Genomic DNA, 16,575 nt, shown 5'->3' with positions numbered 1-16,575 from the left:
ACCATTCCACTATTGAACTAGTGAAAGGCCGCAACGGGTGTGATCGAGTACCGCATCGATCGGCGCAGCGGCGTCTCCACGTACCAGCAGATCGTGCAGCAGACCAAGCAGGCGCTGCGGCTCGGACTGCTCCAGCCCGGGGACAAGCTGCCGACCGCCCGTGAGGTGGTCGAGCTCACCGCGATCAATCCCAACACCGTGCTGAAGGCCTATCGCGAACTCGAACGCGAGGGGCTGGTCGAGCCCCGCCCGGGGCTCGGCACCTTCGTCCGGCGCTCGCTCGCCCGGCCGGGGGCGGCGGCCGACGGGCCGCTGCGGGCGGACCTGGTCGGGTGGGTGGACCGGGCCCGGGAGGCCGGGCTGGAGCGCGAGGACATCGCCGCGCTGATGGCCTCCGTGCTGGAGCAGCGCTTTGACACCGGGGTCTCCCCGGCAACACCGAACTGAGAGACAGTGGGGGGACCGGGTGGACGACGACCCGACGACCATGACTCCGGCACTGGAGGCCGTCGGCCTCGGCAGGAGGTACCGGGGCGGCTGGGCCCTGCGCGGCTGTGACTTCACCGTCCCGACCGGGCGGATCTGCGGCGTGGTGGGCCCCAACGGCGCGGGCAAGAGCACCCTGCTCTCCCTCGCCGCCCGCCAACTCGACGCCACCGAGGGTGAGTTGAGGGTGTTCGGCGAGTCGGCCGCGGCACCCGGACTGCGTGCCGAGGTCGCCTACGTGGCGCAGGACAAGCCGCTCTACCCGGGCCTGACCGTCGCCGAGACACTGCGGATGGGCCGCGAACTCAACCCCGTCTGGGACGACGGAACGGCCCAACGCATCGTTGACCAGGGCGAGTTGCGGCTGGGAGCGCGGATCCGCTCGCTCTCCGGCGGCCAGCGCACCCGGGTCTCCCTCGCGCTCGCCCTCGGCAAGCTCCCCGACCTGCTGCTGCTCGACGAGCCGATGGCCGACCTCGACCCGCTCGCCCGGCATCAGCTCATGGGCACCCTGATGTCGGTCGCCGCCGAGCGCGGCACCACCATCGTGCTGTCCTCGCACATCCTCCCCGAACTGGACGGCGTCATCGACCACCTGCTGCTCGTCCAGGGCGGGCGGATCCGGCTGGCCGGTGAGCTGGACGACATCCTGGACGGGCACCAGCTGCTCACCGGGCCCGCCGAGGCGGCCGGCCTCCCGGCCGAACTGGTCGTCGAGCAGCGGGTCGGCGGGCGCCGGGCCACCGCGCTGGTGCGCACCGGGGAGCCGCTGGACGGCCGGTGGGAGAGCGAACGGCCCAGCCTGGAGGACCTGTTGCTCGGCTACCTCCGGGGGCCGGCCGACCCGCGGCCGGGTGCCGCCCGGAGCCAGAACCGACCCGAGGAGCACCGACCCGACGAGCACCGGAACGACGAGGCCGCCGCATGAGCACGAACGTCCTGACCGATCGGTCCGCCGCGTCCGCCGGCGTCAAGCGCTCCGCGACCCCCCGACTGCGCGGCCTGCTCTGGCTGGTGCTCCGTCAGGACCGCTTTCTGCTCTGGAGCTTGGGCGCACTGCTGGTCCTGGCGATGGCCGATCTGCTCTGGATCCACATCGCCTGCCACCACGTCGTGGGCGTGCTGCGGCGGACCGGTTGCTACAGCCCGGAGACCTGGGGCAGCACCCAGTGCTGGACCCTCCTGTCGCCGATCGACGAACCGGACTTCTGGTACCTCCGGGTCCTCCAGCCCGCCGTCACCGCCGTCCCGCTGCTGATCGGTGTGTTCATCGGCGCGCCGCTGCTGGCCAGGGAGTACGAGCGTGGCACGATCCGGCTGATCCGCGCGCAGTCCGTCAGCCCGGTGCGCTGGCTGGCCGCCCGCCTCGCGGTGCCCGGTCTCGCCGCGCTGGCCTTCTCCGGTGTGCTCGCCGCGCTGATGAGCTTGGTGTGGTGGGTGGACATCGTGCACGGGCCGGTCGCCTTCGATCCGCCGTTCCAGTTCTTCACCTACCCGGCCCTCGGGATCGCGCCGGTCGCCTGGTCGCTGTTCGCCCTGGCACTGGGCGTCCTGGCCGGTCAGCTGGTGCGCCGGACGCTGCCCGCGATGTTCATCACGGCCACGCTGGTCGTGGCCGTCCACGGCCTGATCCGCTGGGGCCGCCCGTCCTTCTACCCCGTGGTGGACGAGGTGGCCGGCCTGCCGGACAAGATGACCGGACTGGGCGCCGCGCAGCCCACCAACGCCTGGCTGATCGACCGGGGTGCCATCATGCCCGACGGCAGCCGGATCGGCGGCGACCAGTGCCAGTTCGCGCACCGGTGCGACGAGGCCACCGCCTCCTGGCTCCGGTACCACCCCGCCGGCCACCTGGTGCCGATCCAACTGGTCGAGGCCGGAATCCTGTTGGGGCTCACAGCGCTGATCCTGGTCGCCGTGTTCCGGCGGATCCGGGGGTGACCGGTCAGCTGAGCAGCGGGACCTGGCCCACCTCGCGGCCGAGGACTTCTACGCGCTGGTGTACCGGTCGCTGGAGGAGGAGTTGGGCCTGCTGCCGGAGGACGTCGGTTCGCCGGTGATCGGCTGGTTGGGCTGGAGTGAGCCGGCCTCCTGCTACACGCTGGTCGCCACCGTCCGGGCGCGGCTCGACGCCGCCGAGATCGACCGGCGGCGCGAGGCCTGCCACAGCACCTTCGAGCACGACATGGCGGTGTGGCTGCCGTTCACCCGTCGGGCGGTGTCGGCGCTGGTCGAGGGCCGGGTGTGTCCGGACGGTTCGCGGCGGTGGTCGTACCTGGCGCCGCTGGTGGCGCGGGAGGCCTGGCGGGCGGCGCAGCAGGTGCGTGCGTAGCAGCGTGCAGGGGGCGTAACGGGCCTCAGCGGTCAGGGGCGGACGGCGAAGACCCAGCGGTTGGCCGCCAGGGTGCCGTCCGGTTCGGGGAGCGGGCCGCGGCCGTAGTGACGGGTGAACTCGAAGGGGGTGTGGGCGGTGGTGGACCAGCCGCGGGCGGTGAGGTCGGCGAGGGTGTCGGGGCGGGGCTCGGCGTCGAAGGGGGCGAGCAGGTCGACGCCGGTGCGTTCGCGGGTGGCGGTGTGGACGGGGTTGTCGCGCACCGCTGCCGACTCCACGCCGATCTCGGCCTCGTAGGCCAAGGTGCTGCCGGAGCAACTGAGTTGGTCGACGGCGGCGAAGAGGTCGCGTTCGACGGCGCCGGGCAGGTGGAGGAGCAGACCCTCGGCGAGCCAGGCGGTCGGTTGGTCCGGGTGGAACCCGGCGGCGGTGAGGGCGGCGGCCCAGTCGGTGCGGAAGTCGGCTTCGACCGGCACCCGGCGCGGTACCCGGGGCCGGGCGTCGAGGCCGTCGAGCACCCGTTGTTTGAAGGCCAGCACCCCGGGGCGGTCGACCTCGTAGAGGACGCAGTCGGGCGGCCAGTCCAGCCGGTACGCGCGGGCGTCCAGGCCGGCTCCGAGCAGGACCACCTGGCGGGTGCCGAGTTGGACGGCGCGCAGCAGTTGGTCGTCCAACGCCCGGGTCCGCAGGGCGAAGTAGCGGCCGAGCCGGCCCCAGAGCGGATCGGCGTCGCCGTCCGGGACGTCCCGGGGGTGGACGGGCCACTGCGCGGAGGCGGGGGCGGCACGGACGAAGTGCTCGGCGTACGCGTCCCGGGCGAGGGCGTCGGGGCGGTGGGTCTCGATCGCGCGGGCGGCGGCGACCAGGAGGGCGGCGAGTGCCACGCCCTCGTCCACACCGGTGATCTCGTCTACGCCAGCACCCATGGGCTGCTCCTCAGGTCTCGGGATGCCGTGTCCAGACGGCGAGTCGGTCGTGCGTGGTGACGCGGGCGCCGTAGACCCGGCGCATGAAGTCCAGGATCGCCTCGTCCGGCAGGTGCAGCGCGGCCGTGCAGTCCGTGAGCAGCGTGACGTGGAAGCCCTTCTGGAAGGCGGTCCGGGCGGTGCTGTCCACACAGACGTCCGCGAACACTCCGGCCAGCACGAGGTGTTGGACCCCGCCGCTGACGAGGTGCGCCTCGAAGCCCTCGCTCAGGAAGGCGTCGAAGCAGGCCGCCTTGGTGAACACCGCCTCCTCCGGCGCCGGGGTCACGGCGTGGAACTCGGCGCCCCAGCTGCCGTCCAGACATTTGGGCCGCTTGCCGAGCACGGCGTCGCGGTGGCGCCAACTCGCACCCTGGTGGACCGGATCGCCGATGAAGCGGACGAAGACCACCTCGGTGCCGTGCACGCGGGCCGCCTCGACGGCCCGGGCGGTGTTGGCGGCGACAGTGGCGAGCCGGGTCGGGTCGCCGGGGTAGCGGGCGGCGGCCACCGGGCCGGCGCAGAAGTCGTTCTGCAGGTCGACGACGACCAGTGCGGTACGGCCGGTCGGGGCGCCCGTGGGGGCACTCATGCGCCCGGGCCCGGCAGCGCGCCGATCGGGGCGCGGTTCGCGAGCGCGTCGCGGGCGGCGTCCACGGCGGCGATCCGGTGCGGGGCGCGCCCGAAGGCGGTCGCGGGCTCCGCGCCCGTTCCCCGGCCGGCCGCGCGGGCGACGACGGGTGTCACATGGCCTCCTCGATCCAGCTCGGCTCGGGTGTGGTCGGACCGGGCGTTCCGTACCCGATCGGTCTCCCACTATTGACCATGGTGGAGCGACGGGCGAGGCATGATCGCGGGGTTCACCTGATGGAGTGAAGTCGGTTCAGCGATACGGACGTTGGACGGGCGGGTCAGCGCGCCGCGAGCTGCCAGTCGGCGGGACCGGACGGCGGGAGGTGCTGGGGCAGGCCGGGCGTCCAGCGCTTCGTCCCGTCCGGCAGCACGGCCAGCGCCTCGATGGCCGGCCGCCGGGTGGCCCAGGCCAGCGCGCGTTCGGGGCCCATGGCGAAGGCGGCGGTGGCCCAGGCGTCGGTGCGGGCGATGCCGGTGCCCGGGGCGCCGACCAGGGTGAGCGAGGCGAGTCCGTCCGCGGGGCGGCCGGTGTGCGGGTCGAGGATGTGGGCGCCGCGCTCGGCGGTGCCGGAGGTGGCCACCGCGAGGTCGCGGCCGCTCAGTACGGCGACGAGCCGGCCCGGGTCCGCGGAGTCCTGCCGGGGGTCGGCGATGCCGATCCGCCACGGGCCGCCGGAGGTCTGCACGTCCCCGCCGCCGCTGACGCAGTACTGCCGGGCGCCGGAGGCGCGCAGCAGCGCGGCCGCCTCCTCGACCGCCCAGCCCTTGACCCAGCCGCTGGGGTCGAGTCGCCCGCCGGGCTGCTCGGTGAAGTAGCCGTCGGTCTCGGCCGCCACCTCGCGGCAGGCGGCGAGCACCGTGCGGACCTCCGGATCGCAGTCCGCGAGGGCCAGTTCACCGCGCCCGAGCCGGCTGATCTGGCTCTCCGGCCGGTACGTCGAGAACACCGCGTCGATCCGGTGCAGCCGCTCGACGATCCGCCGCAGCGCCCCGGGCGTGTCCGGGCCCGGGTCGCGGACGGCGATCGAGAACACGGTGCCCATCACGGGCTCGGCGTGGCGCAGCACCGGGCCTCAGCTCTTCGCCCGGTCGAGCGCGCTCTGCAGCGAGCGGACGTAGCCGTCGCTGGTGTAGGTCGCGCCGCTGACCACGTCGATCCGGGCGCTCTGCGCGGAGATCGCCTCCTGGTTGAGCACGGGCAGGGCACCGCTGTTGATCTCGCGGTCCCGGCGTTCCTCGTTGGGGTACTTGACCACGTCGACGGTGGTGATCCGGCTGCCGGCGAGCGTGACCTGCACCTGCACCGGGCCGTACCGGGTGTTCACGGTGTCCCCGCTGATCTTCCGGGTGGTGCCGCCGGAGGAGGCCGGCGCGGGCGCGGCCGAGGGGGCCGAGGCAGCACCGGTGGACCCGGACCCGGCCCCGGAGGTGGAGGCGGAACCGGAGTCGGATCCGGAGGAACCCGCCCCCGAACTGATCACCGGCGCGGGCCCGGCCGCCTGGTGCGGTTTGAGTGAGAGCAGCAGCACCACCCCGGCTGCGGTGGCGGCACCGGTGACGACGGCTCGGCGCATGAGCGGAACAACTCCTCAGGTACGTAAGCGGATTCAGAAGGCGGGACTCAGAAGGCGAAGGACTCGTGGTGGATGCGCCCCGGCCGCACGCCGGCGGCCCGAAGGGCGCGTACGGCCTCCTCGGTGAGAGCCTCGGGCCCGCACAGGTACACCTCGTGCTCGGCCAGGTCCGGGACGAGCCGGCCGAGCGCCGCCCCGAGGTCCCCGACCTGCTCCCGCGAGCCGAGCAACTCGTGCACCGCCGCGCCGCGCTGCCGGGAGACCTCGGCCAGCTCGGCCCGGAACAGCACGTCCTCCGCGCGCCGGGCCCGCTGGACCAGCGTGACCTGGCCCGGCAACGTCTCGAACAGCGCCCGCAGCGGCGTGATCCCGACGCCGGCCCCGAGCAGCAGCACCCTGCGCTGCCGCTGCTGCCGCCCGGTGAACGCCCCGTACGGCCCCTCGGCCCGTACCCGGGTGCCCGGGCGCAGCCCGGCGACGGCCGCGCTGTGCCCGCCGAGGTCCTTGACCGTGAACCGCAGGAACTCCGGGTGCGGCGGAGCGGACAGCGAGTACGGGTTGGCGGCCCAGCGCAGCCCGGGCGCCTGGAACTGGAGCCGGAAGAACTGGCCCGGCTCGGCACGGAGTTCGTCCAGCCGCCGGCCGGACAGGAACAGCGAGACCACGCCCGGGCCCTCCGGCCGTACCTCGGCCACCCGCAGCGCGTGCCGCCGGTCGAGCAGCCAGGGCCACAGCAGGCGGAACCAGCCGACCAGTGCCGCCGTCCCGAAGTAGAGCGCGTACCAGGCGGCCTGGCCGGGCCCGCCGCCCAGGTCGGCGCCGGTGGTCAGCTGGTGCGCGAAGGCCAGCGCCACCGCGAGGTAGGTCGCCAGGTGCAGGTAGTACCAGGTCTCGTAGGAGAGGCGGCGGCGCGCGGCCCGGGCGGAGACGGCGCCGGTGCCGAGCATCAGCAGGGTGCCGAAGGTGGCCTTGAGCATGTCGGGGTAGTGGAAGACGATCTCCACGCCCTCGTCGACCAGCCCGCGCCCGTCGGTGAGCGCGTAGCCCCAGATGACGGTCAGCAGGTGCACCGTGACCAGGGACACCAGCCACCGGCCGCCGAAGGCGTGCCAGCGGGCCAGCCGGTCGGCGCCGACCCCGCGCTCCACCGGCGGCAGCCGGGCCATCAGCAGGAGCAGCACCGGTGCCGCGTATCCGGCGAGGAGTCCGGTGATCCGCCCGGCGCCGGTCAGCCAGCCGGCCGCGCCGACCACCTCCGGCGTGTTCACCCACCACAGCCCGAGCACGCCGAGCGCCCCGGTGGCGATCAGGCCGAGCGCCGCGCGCGGCGGCAGGGCGAGCGGCGGGCGCGGCGCCGCCCGGTGGCGGGGGCCGGCGGCGCTCGGCCGGGACTTCGGCACGGTGGCAGTGGTCATCGGGGATCCTCCTCAGCTCCCGGCGGTGGCACGGCCCCGCCGAGGCGGTCCACGATGGCACCGCAAGCTCTGAGCCACCTCTGAACCGGAGCCGCCGCGACACCCGCCGGTGACACCATTGCCGCAGGTCGGAGCTGATAGGCAGGCCCACGAACCGATCCCGGTGATCTCACGGGTTTCTCATCGCGGCAGGCCAGAATGAACGTCGCCCCATCGCCGACCCGAGGAGCCCCATGGACGACACCGCCACCGACCGCCCGGACTGGCGCGTCCTGGTCGTCGACGACGAACCGGACGTGGTCGAGGTGGTCTGCGGCGCCGTCCGCTACGAGGGCTGGCAGGCCCGGGGGGCGACCACCGGTACGGAGGCCGTGGCGGCGGCGGCCCGATGGCGTCCGCACGCCGTGGTGCTCGACATGATGCTGCCCGACCTGGACGGCCTGGAGGTGCTGCGCCGCGTCCACGCCGGGCAGCCCGAGGTGCGGGTGCTCTTCCTCACCGCCCGGGACGCCGTCGAGGAGCGGATCGCGGGCATCGCGGCGGGCGGCGACGACTACGTGACCAAGCCGTTCAGCCTGGCCGAGGTGGTGGTCCGGCTGCGCGGGCTGCTGCGCCGTGCCGCCCCGCCCGCCGGGCCGCGCCCGGTGCCCGCGCACGCGCTGGTGCTCGGCGACCTGGTGCTGGACGAGCGGGCTCGCGAGGTGACCCGGGGCGGCGAGACCGTCGAGCTCAGCCCGACCGAGTACGCGCTGCTCGCCTATCTGATGCGCCACCCCCGGCAGGTGCTCAGTAAGGCGCAGATCCTGGATGCGGTGTGGTCGTACGACTTCGGCGGGCAGGCGCACATCGTGGAGCTGTACATCAGCTATCTGCGCAAGAAGCTGGACGCGGGCCGCAGCCCGATGATCCACACCGTGCGCGGCGCCGGCTACCTGATCAAGGCCGCGCCGTGAAGCGCGCCGTGAATGTGGCTCGGAAGCTCCTGCCCCGCACCCTGCGCGCCCGACTGATCGCCGGCCTGCTGGTGCTGCTGGTGGTCACCTGCGCCGCCGTCGGCCTGGCCACCGCGGCCGCCCTGCGCCACTTCCTGGTCGACCGTCTGGACCAGCAGCTCACCGAGGCCGGCGGCCGCTACGCCGCCAGCCTGGAGCACACCGGCACGGGCGCCGGCCCCGACACCCGGGCGCAGACCCCCGGCACCCTGGGCGTGCGGCTGCTGGACGGCCGGGTCACCGCCGCCGGTGTGGTCGACGGGGACGCCGACGACGCCGACAACCCCGACGACGAGGACGACCGGGTCGCCTTCTCGCCCGCCCAGCAGCACGCCCTGGCCGCCCTGCCGGTCGGCGGCCCGGCCGGCACCCTCGACCTCGGCCGGACGCTGGGCCGCTACCGGGTCCGCGCGGTGGCGGGCCGGGACGGCGACGTGCTGGTCAGCGGGCTGCCGCTGCGCCCGGCCGAGGACACCGTGGAGCGGCTGGAGACCCTGGAGCTGACCGTCTTCGCGATCGCCGTCACCGCGGCCGGCGCCGCCGGGGCGGTGTGGGTCGGCTGGTCGCTGCGCCCGCTGCGGCGGGTGGTGGGCATGGCCGAGCGGGTGAGCGCCCTGCCGCTGGCCAGCGGCGCGGTGATGCTGGCCGAACGGGTGCCGGACGACGACCCGCGCACCGAGGTCGGCCGGGTCGGGGCGGCGCTCAACCGGATGCTCGGGCACGTCGGCGACGCCCTCGCCCGCCGGCACGCGGTGGAGGAGCGGCTGCGCGCCTTCGCCGCCGACGCCAGCCACGAGCTGCGCACCCCGGTGGCGACCGTGCGCGGCCACGCCGAGCTGGCGCTGCGCCACCCCGGGGACGTGCCCGCGCCGGTGCGGCACTCACTGGAGCGGATCGACGCCGAGGCGCTGCGGATGGGCGCGATCGTCGAGGACCTGCTGCTGCTCGCCCGCCTGGACGCCGGGCGCCCGCTGGCCGAGGCGGAGGTGGACCTCACCCGGGTCGCGCTCATCGCCGTCGCCGACGCCCGGGCGGCCGGCCCCGGGCACCGCTGGCGCCTCGCCCTGCCCGAGGAACCGGTGCTGGTGTCCGGGGACGAGCACCGGCTGAGCCAGGTGGTGGCGAACCTGCTGGCCAACGCCCGTACCCACACCCCGCCCGGCACCGGGGTCGAGCTGAGCCTCGAACCGGCCGACGGACACGTCGAGTTGACCGTCACCGACGAGGGCCCGGGGATCGCTCCGGAGCTGCTGGACCGGGTCTTCGAACGCTTCGTCCGGGGCGACCGCGCCCGTTCGCGCGCCACCGGCTCGACCGGGCTCGGGCTGGCCATCGTCCAGGCCGTCGTCCAGGCGCACGGCGGCACGGTGACGGTGGCGAGCCGGCCCGGCCGTACGTCGTTCACCGTCCGGCTGCCGGGGGCGTGACCGGCGTGAGCGGTGTGAGCGGCGCGACCGTACGGAAGTGCCGGCGGTAGTCCGTCGGCGTGGTGTCCAGCCGGCGGCGGAAGGCGCGCACCAGGGTCGGCGACCGGCGCAGTGACTTCCTGCACAAGCTCACAACCCGACTCGTCCACAAACCAAGTGGTCGTGATCGAGGACCTGACCGTCCGCAACCTCCTCAAGAACAAGAAGCTCGCCCGAGCCATCTCGGACGCTTCCTGGACCGAGCTGCGGACCATGCTGGAGTACAAGTGCGCCTGGTACGGCCGCGACCTGATAACCGTCGACCGGTGGTTCCCCAGCTCCAAGCTGTGCTCGGCCTGCGGAACCATTCGCGACACGATGCCGCTGAACATCCGCGAGTGGGAGTGTGACTGCGGAGCGGTCCACGACCGGGACGTGAACGCGGCACGCAACACCCTGGCCGCCGGACTGGCGGTGACAGCCTGTGGAGACGGTGCAAGACCTCAACGGAGCACTCCGGGCGGGCGGTCGTCGATGAAGCAGGAAGTCGTCCCACCGCAGCGCTCACGCGCAGTGGCTCAGCCGCGAGGCTGAGGGGAATCCCCCTCCTTCGAGGAGGGGGAGGAGGTCAAGACCCACATGTGCGTCGCATTCACCACCGCCGGCGCCTTCCTGCGCGGCAACCGCCCCGCCGTTGTCGCCGACGCCGGCGCGACCCGCCCGCTGCCCTCCGCCGGCGCGGAGCTGACCGCCGATCAGGTCCACCGGAGCGCCCTGGCCACGATCGGGGACCTGTACGGGGTGGTGGTGGAGCCGGCGGCCGAGCTGGCCTGACCTCAGCCGGGGGAGCGGGCCCGGGCGCACACCCCCGCGCCCCGGGCCCGCTCCCCGGCGGCCGTCCGGTCCGTCACCCGGGCGCCCCCTACGAGCCTGGCCGGGCCCCGGACCGCCCGCAAACGATTCGGTTCTCGCCGAACTGCCTTGCGGCCCGGGCGGTTCCGGGGCGACGATCGGCACCGTGCTGCGAATCTTCTTCGGTAGGGACGACCTGGAACGCCTCCGGGTGGCCGCGCGTCCGGACATGTCGATGGAGCTGTCACTGAGCGTGCACGCCCTGGTCAGCGGGCACCGCGATCCGCGCTTCAAGCCCTGGCGGGACCGGCTGCGCTCCTCCTGGAACCCGCGCACCGCGCTGCTCTTCGACCTCTACACCCGCTCCGCGATCCCGGAGTTCCTCACCGTCCGCCGCGACCCCGGAGCTACCGAGTGCGCCACCGCAGAGGCGCCCGAGGAGCCGCTCCGCGAGCATCTGCGATCGGTCGGCGGGGAACGGCAGTTGAGCGCCTTCGCCCGGGGTGTGGCGACGGGGGACCGACGGGCCAGGAAGCTGCTCGGCAACGTCACCGCCGAGTACCAGACCCGGGCGATCGACCCCTACCGGCGGCAGATCGAGACCATCGTCACCACCGAGCACGGCCTCCGCCGCAGGATCACCGAGCCGGACCAGGTGCTGCGCTCGCTGCACCCGGCGATCTCCTGGCGCCGCCCGGTGCTCACCCTCCCGCTGGTCGGCGGCTGCCGGCACGACCTGCGACTGGACGGTCGCGGACTGCTGCTCCAGCCCTGCGTGTTCGGCGTCCGCCGCCCCGTCATCGCCCGCTTCGAGGACCCGGGGCAGCAGCCCGTCCTCCTCTACCCCGCCAGGATCAACGGCCCCTTGTTCGCCGAAGCCGAACCCACCCCGAGCCGCACCCTCACCGCCCTGCTCGGCCAGACCCGGGCCGCCGCCCTGGAGGCGATCGCCGACCACGGCCCGTGCTCCACCAAGGACTTGGCCGCCCTGCTCGGCATCTCCACCGCCTCCGCGAGCGAACACGCCACCGTCCTCGCCGAATCCGGCCTCAGCGCCAAGGAGCGCGACGGCCGCACCGTCACCCACCGGCCCACCCCGCTCGGCCGCGCCCTCCTGGCCGGCCGTCTCCCCGCGCCCCCGGCCGCTTCCTAGCAGCCCCGGCGGTTCCGCACCCGCATCCGCACAGGTGCACCCGGCTACGCGCTCACCCGCCCAGGCGGTCACCGCGCCGGGGTGGCGGCCTCAGACGTTCGCCGGCAGGTTCGGCGCGACCCGGGGCTGCCGGGGCAGCGGCAGCGTCAGCGCCTCCCGTGAGGTGGCCGGCAGCGCCAGCGCCGAGGCGGTCTCGGCCGGGAGGGGGCGCAGGCCCAGGAGCGCGGTGGTCAGGCGCGTGGTGGCGCGGTGCCAGTCGGGGATGCGCTGGAGCATCGCGTGGCCGCTGCCGGTGACGGTGTAGCCGCAGACGCGGGCGCCGGCGGCGCGGCTGCGGGCGGCGAAGGCGTGGGTGTCGGCGGGCGGGGTGACGGTGTCGCGGTCGCCGTGCAGCAGCAGGACGTCGCGGCCGGCCAGGTGCTCGCAGGGGTCCTCGGCCGGGCACCAGGGGGCGAGGGCGACCAGGCCGGTGACGGAGGGGTGGCCGCCGGCCCGCAGGACGGCGCGGCCGCCCATGGAGTGGCCGATCAGGACGGTCGGCACCGGGCCGAGCAGCGCGGCCGCCTCGTCGAGGGCGGCCAGGGCGTCCCGGGCGGCGTCGGCGCGTTCGCCGTTCCAGCCGCGGTGGCGGTAGCGGACGGTGCCGACGGCGATCCCGGCGCCCGCGGTGTCGTGGCCCAGCGAGCGCAGGAAGCCGCGCATCCGCAGCAGCGGCAGGTTGAGGCGGCCCGGCCGGGAGAGGTTGTGCTCCTCGCCCCCGTGCAGAACCAGGACGGCGGCCCGGGCCCCGGAAGGCCGCACCCGCCATTGCAGCACCCGGTGCGCGGCCGCACGGCTGTCCGTACCGCTGTCCGTACCGCTTCCGATCACCTGCGCACCCTCCCGCCACACGGCCCGATCCTCCGGGTCGCCACTGTACGCGTGCGGACGGCCGGAGCGTTCACCCGAAGGAACCATCCCGGACAACCGGGCGCGCTCGGAACCGGTAGCAGAGCTCAGACCTCCAGCAGGCCCTGTTCGCGCACCAGCCAGCAGATCGCGGTCAGCCGGAGAACGGCGTAGTCGTAGCCCACCGGCTCCCGCCAGCCGATCTCGGCCAGCGCGTCCAGGAAGCCCAGCGCGTAGTCCGCCAGTTCCGCACGGTCCAGGGGCCGGGGCGCCAGCTCCGGCCCCTGCGCATACAGCAGCTCCCGCAGCATCGCCACGTGCTGGTCGACCGCCGCGACGAAGCCGGGCTCGAAGGCGAGCTCGGCCAGCCGGGGCGTGAAGGAGGCCACGATGCCGGGAAGCGGGCAGCCGTCCGGCCTGTCGGGGGAGGGCTGAAACGATTCGTCGGGGGTCGCGAACATCCGTCCAAGGTAGGCGAACCAGCGGGTGGGCAAGCCGACCCGTGACGGTTCCGTGGTGAGACCTTGGCCACCTTCGGAACGTTCCGTGGCATGGCCGGTTCCCTGCGCTCACGGGCGGGTGGTCTGTACCAGAATGGCCCGCATGGATCTCCGCATCTTCACCGAGCCCCAGCAGGGCGCGAGCTACGACACCCTCCTGAAGGTCGCCCGCACCGCCGAGGACCTCGGCGTCTTCAGCGCCTTCTTCCGCTCCGACCACTACCTGAAGATGGGCGACGCCGACGGCCTGCCCGGCCCCACCGACGCCTGGATCACCCTGGCCGGCCTCGCCCGCGAGACCAGCACCATCCGCCTCGGCACCCTGATGACCGCCGCCACCTTCCGGCTGCCGGGCGTCACCGCGATCCAGGTCGCCCAGGTGGACGCGATGAGCGGTGGCCGGGTCGAGTTCGGCCTCGGCGCCGGCTGGTACGAGGCCGAGCACACCGCCTACGGCATCCCCTTCCCCAAGGAGAAGTTCGGGCGGCTGGAGGAGCAGCTGGAGGTCATCACCGGGCTGTGGAAGACCAAGCTCGGCGACACCTTCGACTTCTCCGGCGAGTACTACACCCTCACCGGCTCGCCCGCGCTGCCCAAGCCCGCCCAGGAGCGCATCCCGGTGCTGGTCGGCGGTTACGGCCCGAAGCGCACCCCGGCGCTGGCCGCCCGCTTCGCCGACGAGTTCAACCTGCCGTTCGCCTCGGTGGAGGACACCGCCGCCCAGTTCGGCCGGGTCCGCGAGGCCGCCGAGCGGGCCGGGCGCCCGGCCGACGGGCTGGTCTACTCCAACGCTCTGGTCGTCTGCGTCGGCCGGGACGACGCGGAGGTGGCCCGCCGGGCCGCCGCGATCGGCCGCGAGGTCGACGAGCTGAAGGCCAACGGCCTGGCCGGCACCCCGGACGAGGTCGCGGAGAAGATCGGCCGGTACGCGGCGGTCGGCAGCGAGCGGGTCTACCTCCAGGTGCTCGACCTGGCCGACCTGGACCACCTGGAGCTGATCGCCTCCCGGGTCGCCCCTCAGCTGGGCTGAAGGTCCGTCCTGCGGGTCCGCGCCGGGTCCGCCAAGGCCCACAAGACAGGCCCGGCCGCCCGCACCGGCCCTCCGTACCCGCCCTGACCACGGGTCTTTACTCGTTCTTGGGAATACGCCATGCTCCTGGGGGAGGAACCAGGAAACGGTGGGGGGCGGGCCGGTGGCCGGGACACGAACAGCGAGGGCGGCGGTGCCCACGGTGCCGCCGCCCCGCACGGCCGACGGCCGGGCGATCCGAGCAGGCCTGTACGAGCTGCGCGGCCCCGGCCCGGCCGTCCTGCACTACCCCGCCGGCGATCTGCTGGTGGTCACCGGACTGCCCGGCAGCGGCAAGAGCACCCTGATGCGCCGCAGCGTCCGCGCCCCGCTGGTCGACTCCCAGCAGATCCGCGAGGAGTACGCGGCCCGGCTGCCCGGCCGCCTCCCGTACGCGCTCTACCGCCCGCTCGCCCGGCTCGCCCACTACCGGCGGCTGCGCCGCGCCGTCCTGGGCGGCGGGCCGCTCGCCGTCCACGACTGCGGCACGCTCCCCTTCGTCCGGTCCTGGCTCACCCGTGCCGCCGCCCGGCAGGGCCGACGGGTGCACCTGCTGCTGCTCGACGTCGACCCGGCCGAGGCCCGGGCGGGCCAGCGGCGGCGCGGACGCGGCGTCTCCCGCTACGCCTTCGCCCGGCACCGGGCCGCCGCCGACCGGCTGCGCCGGCTGTTGCTCGGGGCCGGGCGGCCGCCGGCGGGCTGTGCGTCGGCCGTGGTACTCGACCGGGCCGCCGCGCGCGCCCTGCGGGAGATCGACTTCACGGCGTCGTAATCTCGGCGAATCCGCGCCGGGCACCGCCGGTGGGCTTTCGTCGGTGGCTGCGCCCGGTGGTCAGCGGCCGGGTGCCGACGGGCGGGCGCGTGGCGCGGGCGACACCCGGTCACCTTCCTTTCCCGTCAGGAGCGCTGATGCGCCGTACTGCCCGGGCGCGCTCGCGTGCCGCCCGCCTGTTTCCCTGCGCCGCCGCGCTGGTCGCCGCCGCCGGACTGAGCCAGCTCGCGGCCCCGGCCCCGCGCCATGCGGTGGCCGCCGCAGCGGTCTGCGACGGCGCCGACGCCGCCGCCCGCAAGCCGGCCGGCAGCCGGGCCGGGAAGGACCCGAACGCCGTCAGCGCCGCCGAGGCCCGGGCGATGCAGACGGACCTGGACGACCGGCTCGCCAAGCTCGGCTCCGCCCACGTCCCGCTCGCCGCCGTCCCGACCACCGTCCCGGTGTACGTCCACGTGATCCACGCCGGGGACGCCGGGCGGCTGGACCAGGGCGTCGTCGCAGCCCAGATCGACCACCTCAACGCCACCTACGGCGGCCAGGGCGCGGGCAACACCCCCACCCAGTTCCACTTCGAGCTGGCCGGCACCGACTGGACCGACAACGCCGCCTGGTACACCGGCATGACCCCGGGCTCCGCCACCGAGCGGGCGATGAAGACCGCCCTGCGCAAGGGCGACCAGGGCACCCTCAACCTCTACACCGCCCACCTCGGGCAGTCCCTGCTCGGCTGGTCGACCTTCCCGAACGTCTACCGCTCGAACCCCACCGACGACGGCGTGGTCGTCCTCGACGACTCCCTGCCCGGCGGGCCCGCCACCCACTACAACGAGGGCAACACCGCCACCCACGAGACCGGCCACTGGCTCGGCCTCTTCCACACCTTCCAGGGCGGCTGCCTGCCCCCGGGCGACTACGTGGACGACACCCCGCCCGAGGGCACGCCCGGCTACGGCTGCCCCGAGGGCCGCCACAGCTGCCCGGGCTCCGGGCTCGACCCGATCCACAACTTCATGGACTACAGCTACGACTCCTGCATGACCCAGTTCACCCCGGGCCAGGCCCGGCGGATGGCGAACTCCTGGGCCGCCTACCGCAGTTGAGTCAGCAGAAGACGTCGAGGTAGAGCAGCGTCCGGCCGCCGGCGGCGCGGAACTCGTACGCCTGGTGGTCCTCGGCCGAGGCCTTCCGCCAGGCGGCCGGACGCTCCTCGGGGGCCAGCAGCACCGGGACCAGGGCGTCCGGGAAGTCCTCGTGCCAGCAGTCCCAGTCGCCCAGCGTCATCTCGTCGGCGCCGACCGCCAGCCGCTTGGCCAGCCGGCGCTCCAGCGGGCCCCGGGCCAGACGCCAGTAGCAGCCGTCGGCGTCCAGGAAGCCGCCCGCCGCGACCGGGTGCTCACGGCTCCGGGGCGCGTGGGCCTCCCTCGATGGCAGGGCGGCGAGGACCTCGGCGAAGCCGCCGGTGCGGAGGCGCGGCTTGCTCGGCATCCGGCGATCCTCTCAGAGGCGCCGGTCGGTCGCAGTCGAATTACCCGGCCGAC

The 16,575-nt window shown here is 74.5% G+C and carries 19 protein-coding genes and 2 pseudogenes; 12 read left to right on the top strand and 9 right to left on the bottom strand.

Annotated elements, in window-relative coordinates; translation table 11 throughout:
* Positions 1–39 precede the first annotated feature (39 nt).
* The 4 genes from ACIRYZ_RS29065 to ACIRYZ_RS29050 are packed head-to-tail and all read left to right on the top strand — an operon-like array spanning position 40 to position 2,818.
* Positions 40–447 carry a GntR family transcriptional regulator gene (locus tag ACIRYZ_RS29065; RefSeq protein ID WP_402949683.1) on the top strand — a complete coding sequence of 136 codons (408 nt, stop codon included), beginning with the start codon at positions 40–42 and terminating at the stop codon, positions 445–447.
* A 40-nt stretch (positions 448–487) separates the two neighbouring features.
* Positions 488–1,414, top strand: a complete 927-nt coding sequence (locus ACIRYZ_RS29060) for an ATP-binding cassette domain-containing protein (RefSeq protein WP_402949680.1) — start codon at positions 488–490, stop codon at positions 1,412–1,414.
* Positions 1,411–2,427 carry a hypothetical protein gene (locus ACIRYZ_RS29055; protein ID WP_402949678.1) on the top strand — a complete coding sequence of 339 codons (1,017 nt, stop codon included), beginning with the start codon at positions 1,411–1,413 and terminating at the stop codon, positions 2,425–2,427. Before ACIRYZ_RS29060 ends, ACIRYZ_RS29055 begins: the two co-directional genes overlap by 4 nt.
* A 58-nt stretch (positions 2,428–2,485) precedes the next feature.
* Positions 2,486–2,818: a hypothetical protein gene (locus ACIRYZ_RS29050; protein ID WP_402949675.1), complete on the top strand. Its 333-nt coding sequence runs from the start codon at positions 2,486–2,488 to the stop codon at positions 2,816–2,818.
* Between the two features lie 32 nt (positions 2,819–2,850).
* Here the strand turns inward: ACIRYZ_RS29050 and ACIRYZ_RS29045 are convergent, their stop codons facing one another.
* The 6 genes from ACIRYZ_RS29045 to ACIRYZ_RS29020 all read right to left on the bottom strand — a co-directional run bounded on the left by ACIRYZ_RS29045 (position 2,851) and on the right by ACIRYZ_RS29020 (position 7,405).
* The gene (locus tag ACIRYZ_RS29045) at positions 2,851–3,744 is read right to left on the bottom strand and encodes an SAM-dependent methyltransferase (RefSeq protein ID WP_402949672.1); all 894 of its coding nucleotides are present in this window, start codon (positions 3,742–3,744) and stop codon (positions 2,851–2,853) included.
* A 10-nt stretch (positions 3,745–3,754) separates the two neighbouring features.
* The gene (locus ACIRYZ_RS29040; protein ID WP_402949669.1) at positions 3,755–4,375 is read right to left on the bottom strand and encodes a cysteine hydrolase family protein; all 621 of its coding nucleotides are present in this window, start codon (positions 4,373–4,375) and stop codon (positions 3,755–3,757) included.
* Complete coding sequence (locus tag ACIRYZ_RS29035; protein ID WP_402949666.1) at positions 4,372–4,530, bottom strand: hypothetical protein; 159 nt, start codon at positions 4,528–4,530, stop codon at positions 4,372–4,374. Before ACIRYZ_RS29035 ends, ACIRYZ_RS29040 begins: the two co-directional genes overlap by 4 nt.
* A gap of 164 nt (positions 4,531–4,694) precedes the next feature.
* Complete coding sequence (locus tag ACIRYZ_RS29030; RefSeq protein ID WP_402949717.1) at positions 4,695–5,459, bottom strand: FAD:protein FMN transferase; 765 nt, start codon at positions 5,457–5,459, stop codon at positions 4,695–4,697.
* A gap of 30 nt (positions 5,460–5,489) precedes the next feature.
* Positions 5,490–5,990 carry an FMN-binding protein gene (locus ACIRYZ_RS29025; RefSeq protein WP_402949664.1) on the bottom strand — a complete coding sequence of 167 codons (501 nt, stop codon included), beginning with the start codon at positions 5,988–5,990 and terminating at the stop codon, positions 5,490–5,492.
* Between the two features lie 47 nt (positions 5,991–6,037).
* A complete protein-coding gene (locus tag ACIRYZ_RS29020) occupies positions 6,038–7,405 on the bottom strand; it encodes a ferric reductase-like transmembrane domain-containing protein (protein WP_402949661.1) in 1,368 nt (455 codons plus the stop codon).
* Between the two features lie 233 nt (positions 7,406–7,638).
* Between ACIRYZ_RS29020 and ACIRYZ_RS29015 the strand changes: the two genes are divergently transcribed.
* The 5 genes and pseudogenes from ACIRYZ_RS29015 (at position 7,639) to ACIRYZ_RS28995 (ending at position 11,808) form a co-directional block, all read left to right on the top strand.
* Positions 7,639–8,358: a response regulator transcription factor gene (locus tag ACIRYZ_RS29015; RefSeq protein ID WP_402949658.1), complete on the top strand. Its 720-nt coding sequence runs from the start codon at positions 7,639–7,641 to the stop codon at positions 8,356–8,358.
* Positions 8,359–8,372: 14 nt separating this feature from the next.
* Positions 8,373–9,824, top strand: a complete 1,452-nt coding sequence (locus tag ACIRYZ_RS29010) for a sensor histidine kinase (RefSeq protein WP_402949715.1) — start codon at positions 8,373–8,375, stop codon at positions 9,822–9,824.
* A 68-nt stretch (positions 9,825–9,892) separates the two neighbouring features.
* Positions 9,893–10,397, top strand: a pseudogene (locus ACIRYZ_RS29005) (RNA-guided endonuclease TnpB family protein); the annotation flags it as partial.
* Positions 10,398–10,436: 39 nt separating this feature from the next.
* Positions 10,437–10,637 (top strand): annotated as a pseudogene (locus ACIRYZ_RS29000) (cysteine hydrolase); the annotation flags it as partial.
* A gap of 184 nt (positions 10,638–10,821) precedes the next feature.
* Positions 10,822–11,808: an ArsR/SmtB family transcription factor gene (locus tag ACIRYZ_RS28995; protein ID WP_402949655.1), complete on the top strand. Its 987-nt coding sequence runs from the start codon at positions 10,822–10,824 to the stop codon at positions 11,806–11,808.
* 90 nt (positions 11,809–11,898) lie between these two features.
* Here the strand turns inward: ACIRYZ_RS28995 and ACIRYZ_RS28990 are convergent, their stop codons facing one another.
* Both ACIRYZ_RS28990 and ACIRYZ_RS28985 read right to left on the bottom strand, forming a co-directional pair.
* Positions 11,899–12,678 (bottom strand): alpha/beta hydrolase, encoded by a 780-nt coding sequence (locus ACIRYZ_RS28990; RefSeq protein ID WP_402949652.1) that lies wholly within the window; start codon positions 12,676–12,678, stop codon positions 11,899–11,901.
* Positions 12,679–12,803: 125 nt separating this feature from the next.
* Complete coding sequence (locus ACIRYZ_RS28985; RefSeq protein ID WP_402949649.1) at positions 12,804–13,157, bottom strand: DUF6401 family natural product biosynthesis protein; 354 nt, start codon at positions 13,155–13,157, stop codon at positions 12,804–12,806.
* Positions 13,158–13,299: 142 nt separating this feature from the next.
* On the opposite strand from ACIRYZ_RS28985, the gene ACIRYZ_RS28980 reads away from it, so the two are divergent.
* The 3 genes from ACIRYZ_RS28980 (at position 13,300) to ACIRYZ_RS28970 (ending at position 16,137) form a co-directional block, all read left to right on the top strand.
* Positions 13,300–14,226 carry an LLM class F420-dependent oxidoreductase gene (locus ACIRYZ_RS28980; protein ID WP_402949647.1) on the top strand — a complete coding sequence of 309 codons (927 nt, stop codon included), beginning with the start codon at positions 13,300–13,302 and terminating at the stop codon, positions 14,224–14,226.
* A 193-nt stretch (positions 14,227–14,419) separates the two neighbouring features.
* Positions 14,420–15,037 carry an AAA family ATPase gene (locus ACIRYZ_RS28975; protein WP_402949645.1) on the top strand — a complete coding sequence of 206 codons (618 nt, stop codon included), beginning with the start codon at positions 14,420–14,422 and terminating at the stop codon, positions 15,035–15,037.
* A gap of 137 nt (positions 15,038–15,174) precedes the next feature.
* On the top strand, positions 15,175–16,137 hold the full coding sequence (locus tag ACIRYZ_RS28970) for a zinc metalloprotease (protein ID WP_402949643.1): 963 nt from the start codon (positions 15,175–15,177) through the stop codon (positions 16,135–16,137).
* A 1-nt stretch (position 16,138) separates the two neighbouring features.
* On the opposite strand, the gene ACIRYZ_RS28965 is transcribed toward ACIRYZ_RS28970, so the two are convergent.
* Positions 16,139–16,522, bottom strand: coding sequence for a hypothetical protein (locus tag ACIRYZ_RS28965; protein WP_402949641.1), 384 nt, complete (start codon positions 16,520–16,522; stop codon positions 16,139–16,141).
* Positions 16,523–16,575: the final 53 nt, after the last annotated feature.

This window comes from Kitasatospora sp. NPDC101155 (assembly GCF_044768305.1).
GTDB lineage: Bacteria > Actinomycetota > Actinomycetes > Streptomycetales > Streptomycetaceae > Kitasatospora.
This window is presented reverse-complemented; position numbering and strand designations above follow the sequence as displayed.

What these genes read in the sequence shown, in the direction of transcription:
- ACIRYZ_RS29025 (WP_402949664.1), bottom strand. Translation starts at nt 5,990, where the DNA reads ATGCGCCGAGCCGTCGTCACCGGTGCCGCCACCGCAGCCGGGGTGGTG.
- ACIRYZ_RS29020 (WP_402949661.1), bottom strand. Translation starts at nt 7,405, where the DNA reads ATGACCACTGCCACCGTGCCGAAGTCCCGGCCGAGCGCCGCCGGCCCC.
- ACIRYZ_RS29060 (WP_402949680.1), top strand. Translation starts at nt 488, where the DNA reads ATGACTCCGGCACTGGAGGCCGTCGGCCTCGGCAGGAGGTACCGGGGC.
- ACIRYZ_RS29040 (WP_402949669.1), bottom strand. Translation starts at nt 4,375, where the DNA reads ATGAGTGCCCCCACGGGCGCCCCGACCGGCCGTACCGCACTGGTCGTC.
- ACIRYZ_RS28980 (WP_402949647.1), top strand. Translation starts at nt 13,300, where the DNA reads ATGGATCTCCGCATCTTCACCGAGCCCCAGCAGGGCGCGAGCTACGAC.
- ACIRYZ_RS29030 (WP_402949717.1), bottom strand. Translation starts at nt 5,459, where the DNA reads ATGGGCACCGTGTTCTCGATCGCCGTCCGCGACCCGGGCCCGGACACG.
- ACIRYZ_RS29055 (WP_402949678.1), top strand. Translation starts at nt 1,411, where the DNA reads ATGAGCACGAACGTCCTGACCGATCGGTCCGCCGCGTCCGCCGGCGTC.
- ACIRYZ_RS28965 (WP_402949641.1), bottom strand. Translation starts at nt 16,522, where the DNA reads ATGCCGAGCAAGCCGCGCCTCCGCACCGGCGGCTTCGCCGAGGTCCTC.
- ACIRYZ_RS28970 (WP_402949643.1), top strand. Translation starts at nt 15,175, where the DNA reads ATGCGCCGTACTGCCCGGGCGCGCTCGCGTGCCGCCCGCCTGTTTCCC.
- ACIRYZ_RS28985 (WP_402949649.1), bottom strand. Translation starts at nt 13,157, where the DNA reads ATGTTCGCGACCCCCGACGAATCGTTTCAGCCCTCCCCCGACAGGCCG.
- ACIRYZ_RS29045 (WP_402949672.1), bottom strand. Translation starts at nt 3,744, where the DNA reads ATGGGTGCTGGCGTAGACGAGATCACCGGTGTGGACGAGGGCGTGGCA.
- ACIRYZ_RS29015 (WP_402949658.1), top strand. Translation starts at nt 7,639, where the DNA reads ATGGACGACACCGCCACCGACCGCCCGGACTGGCGCGTCCTGGTCGTC.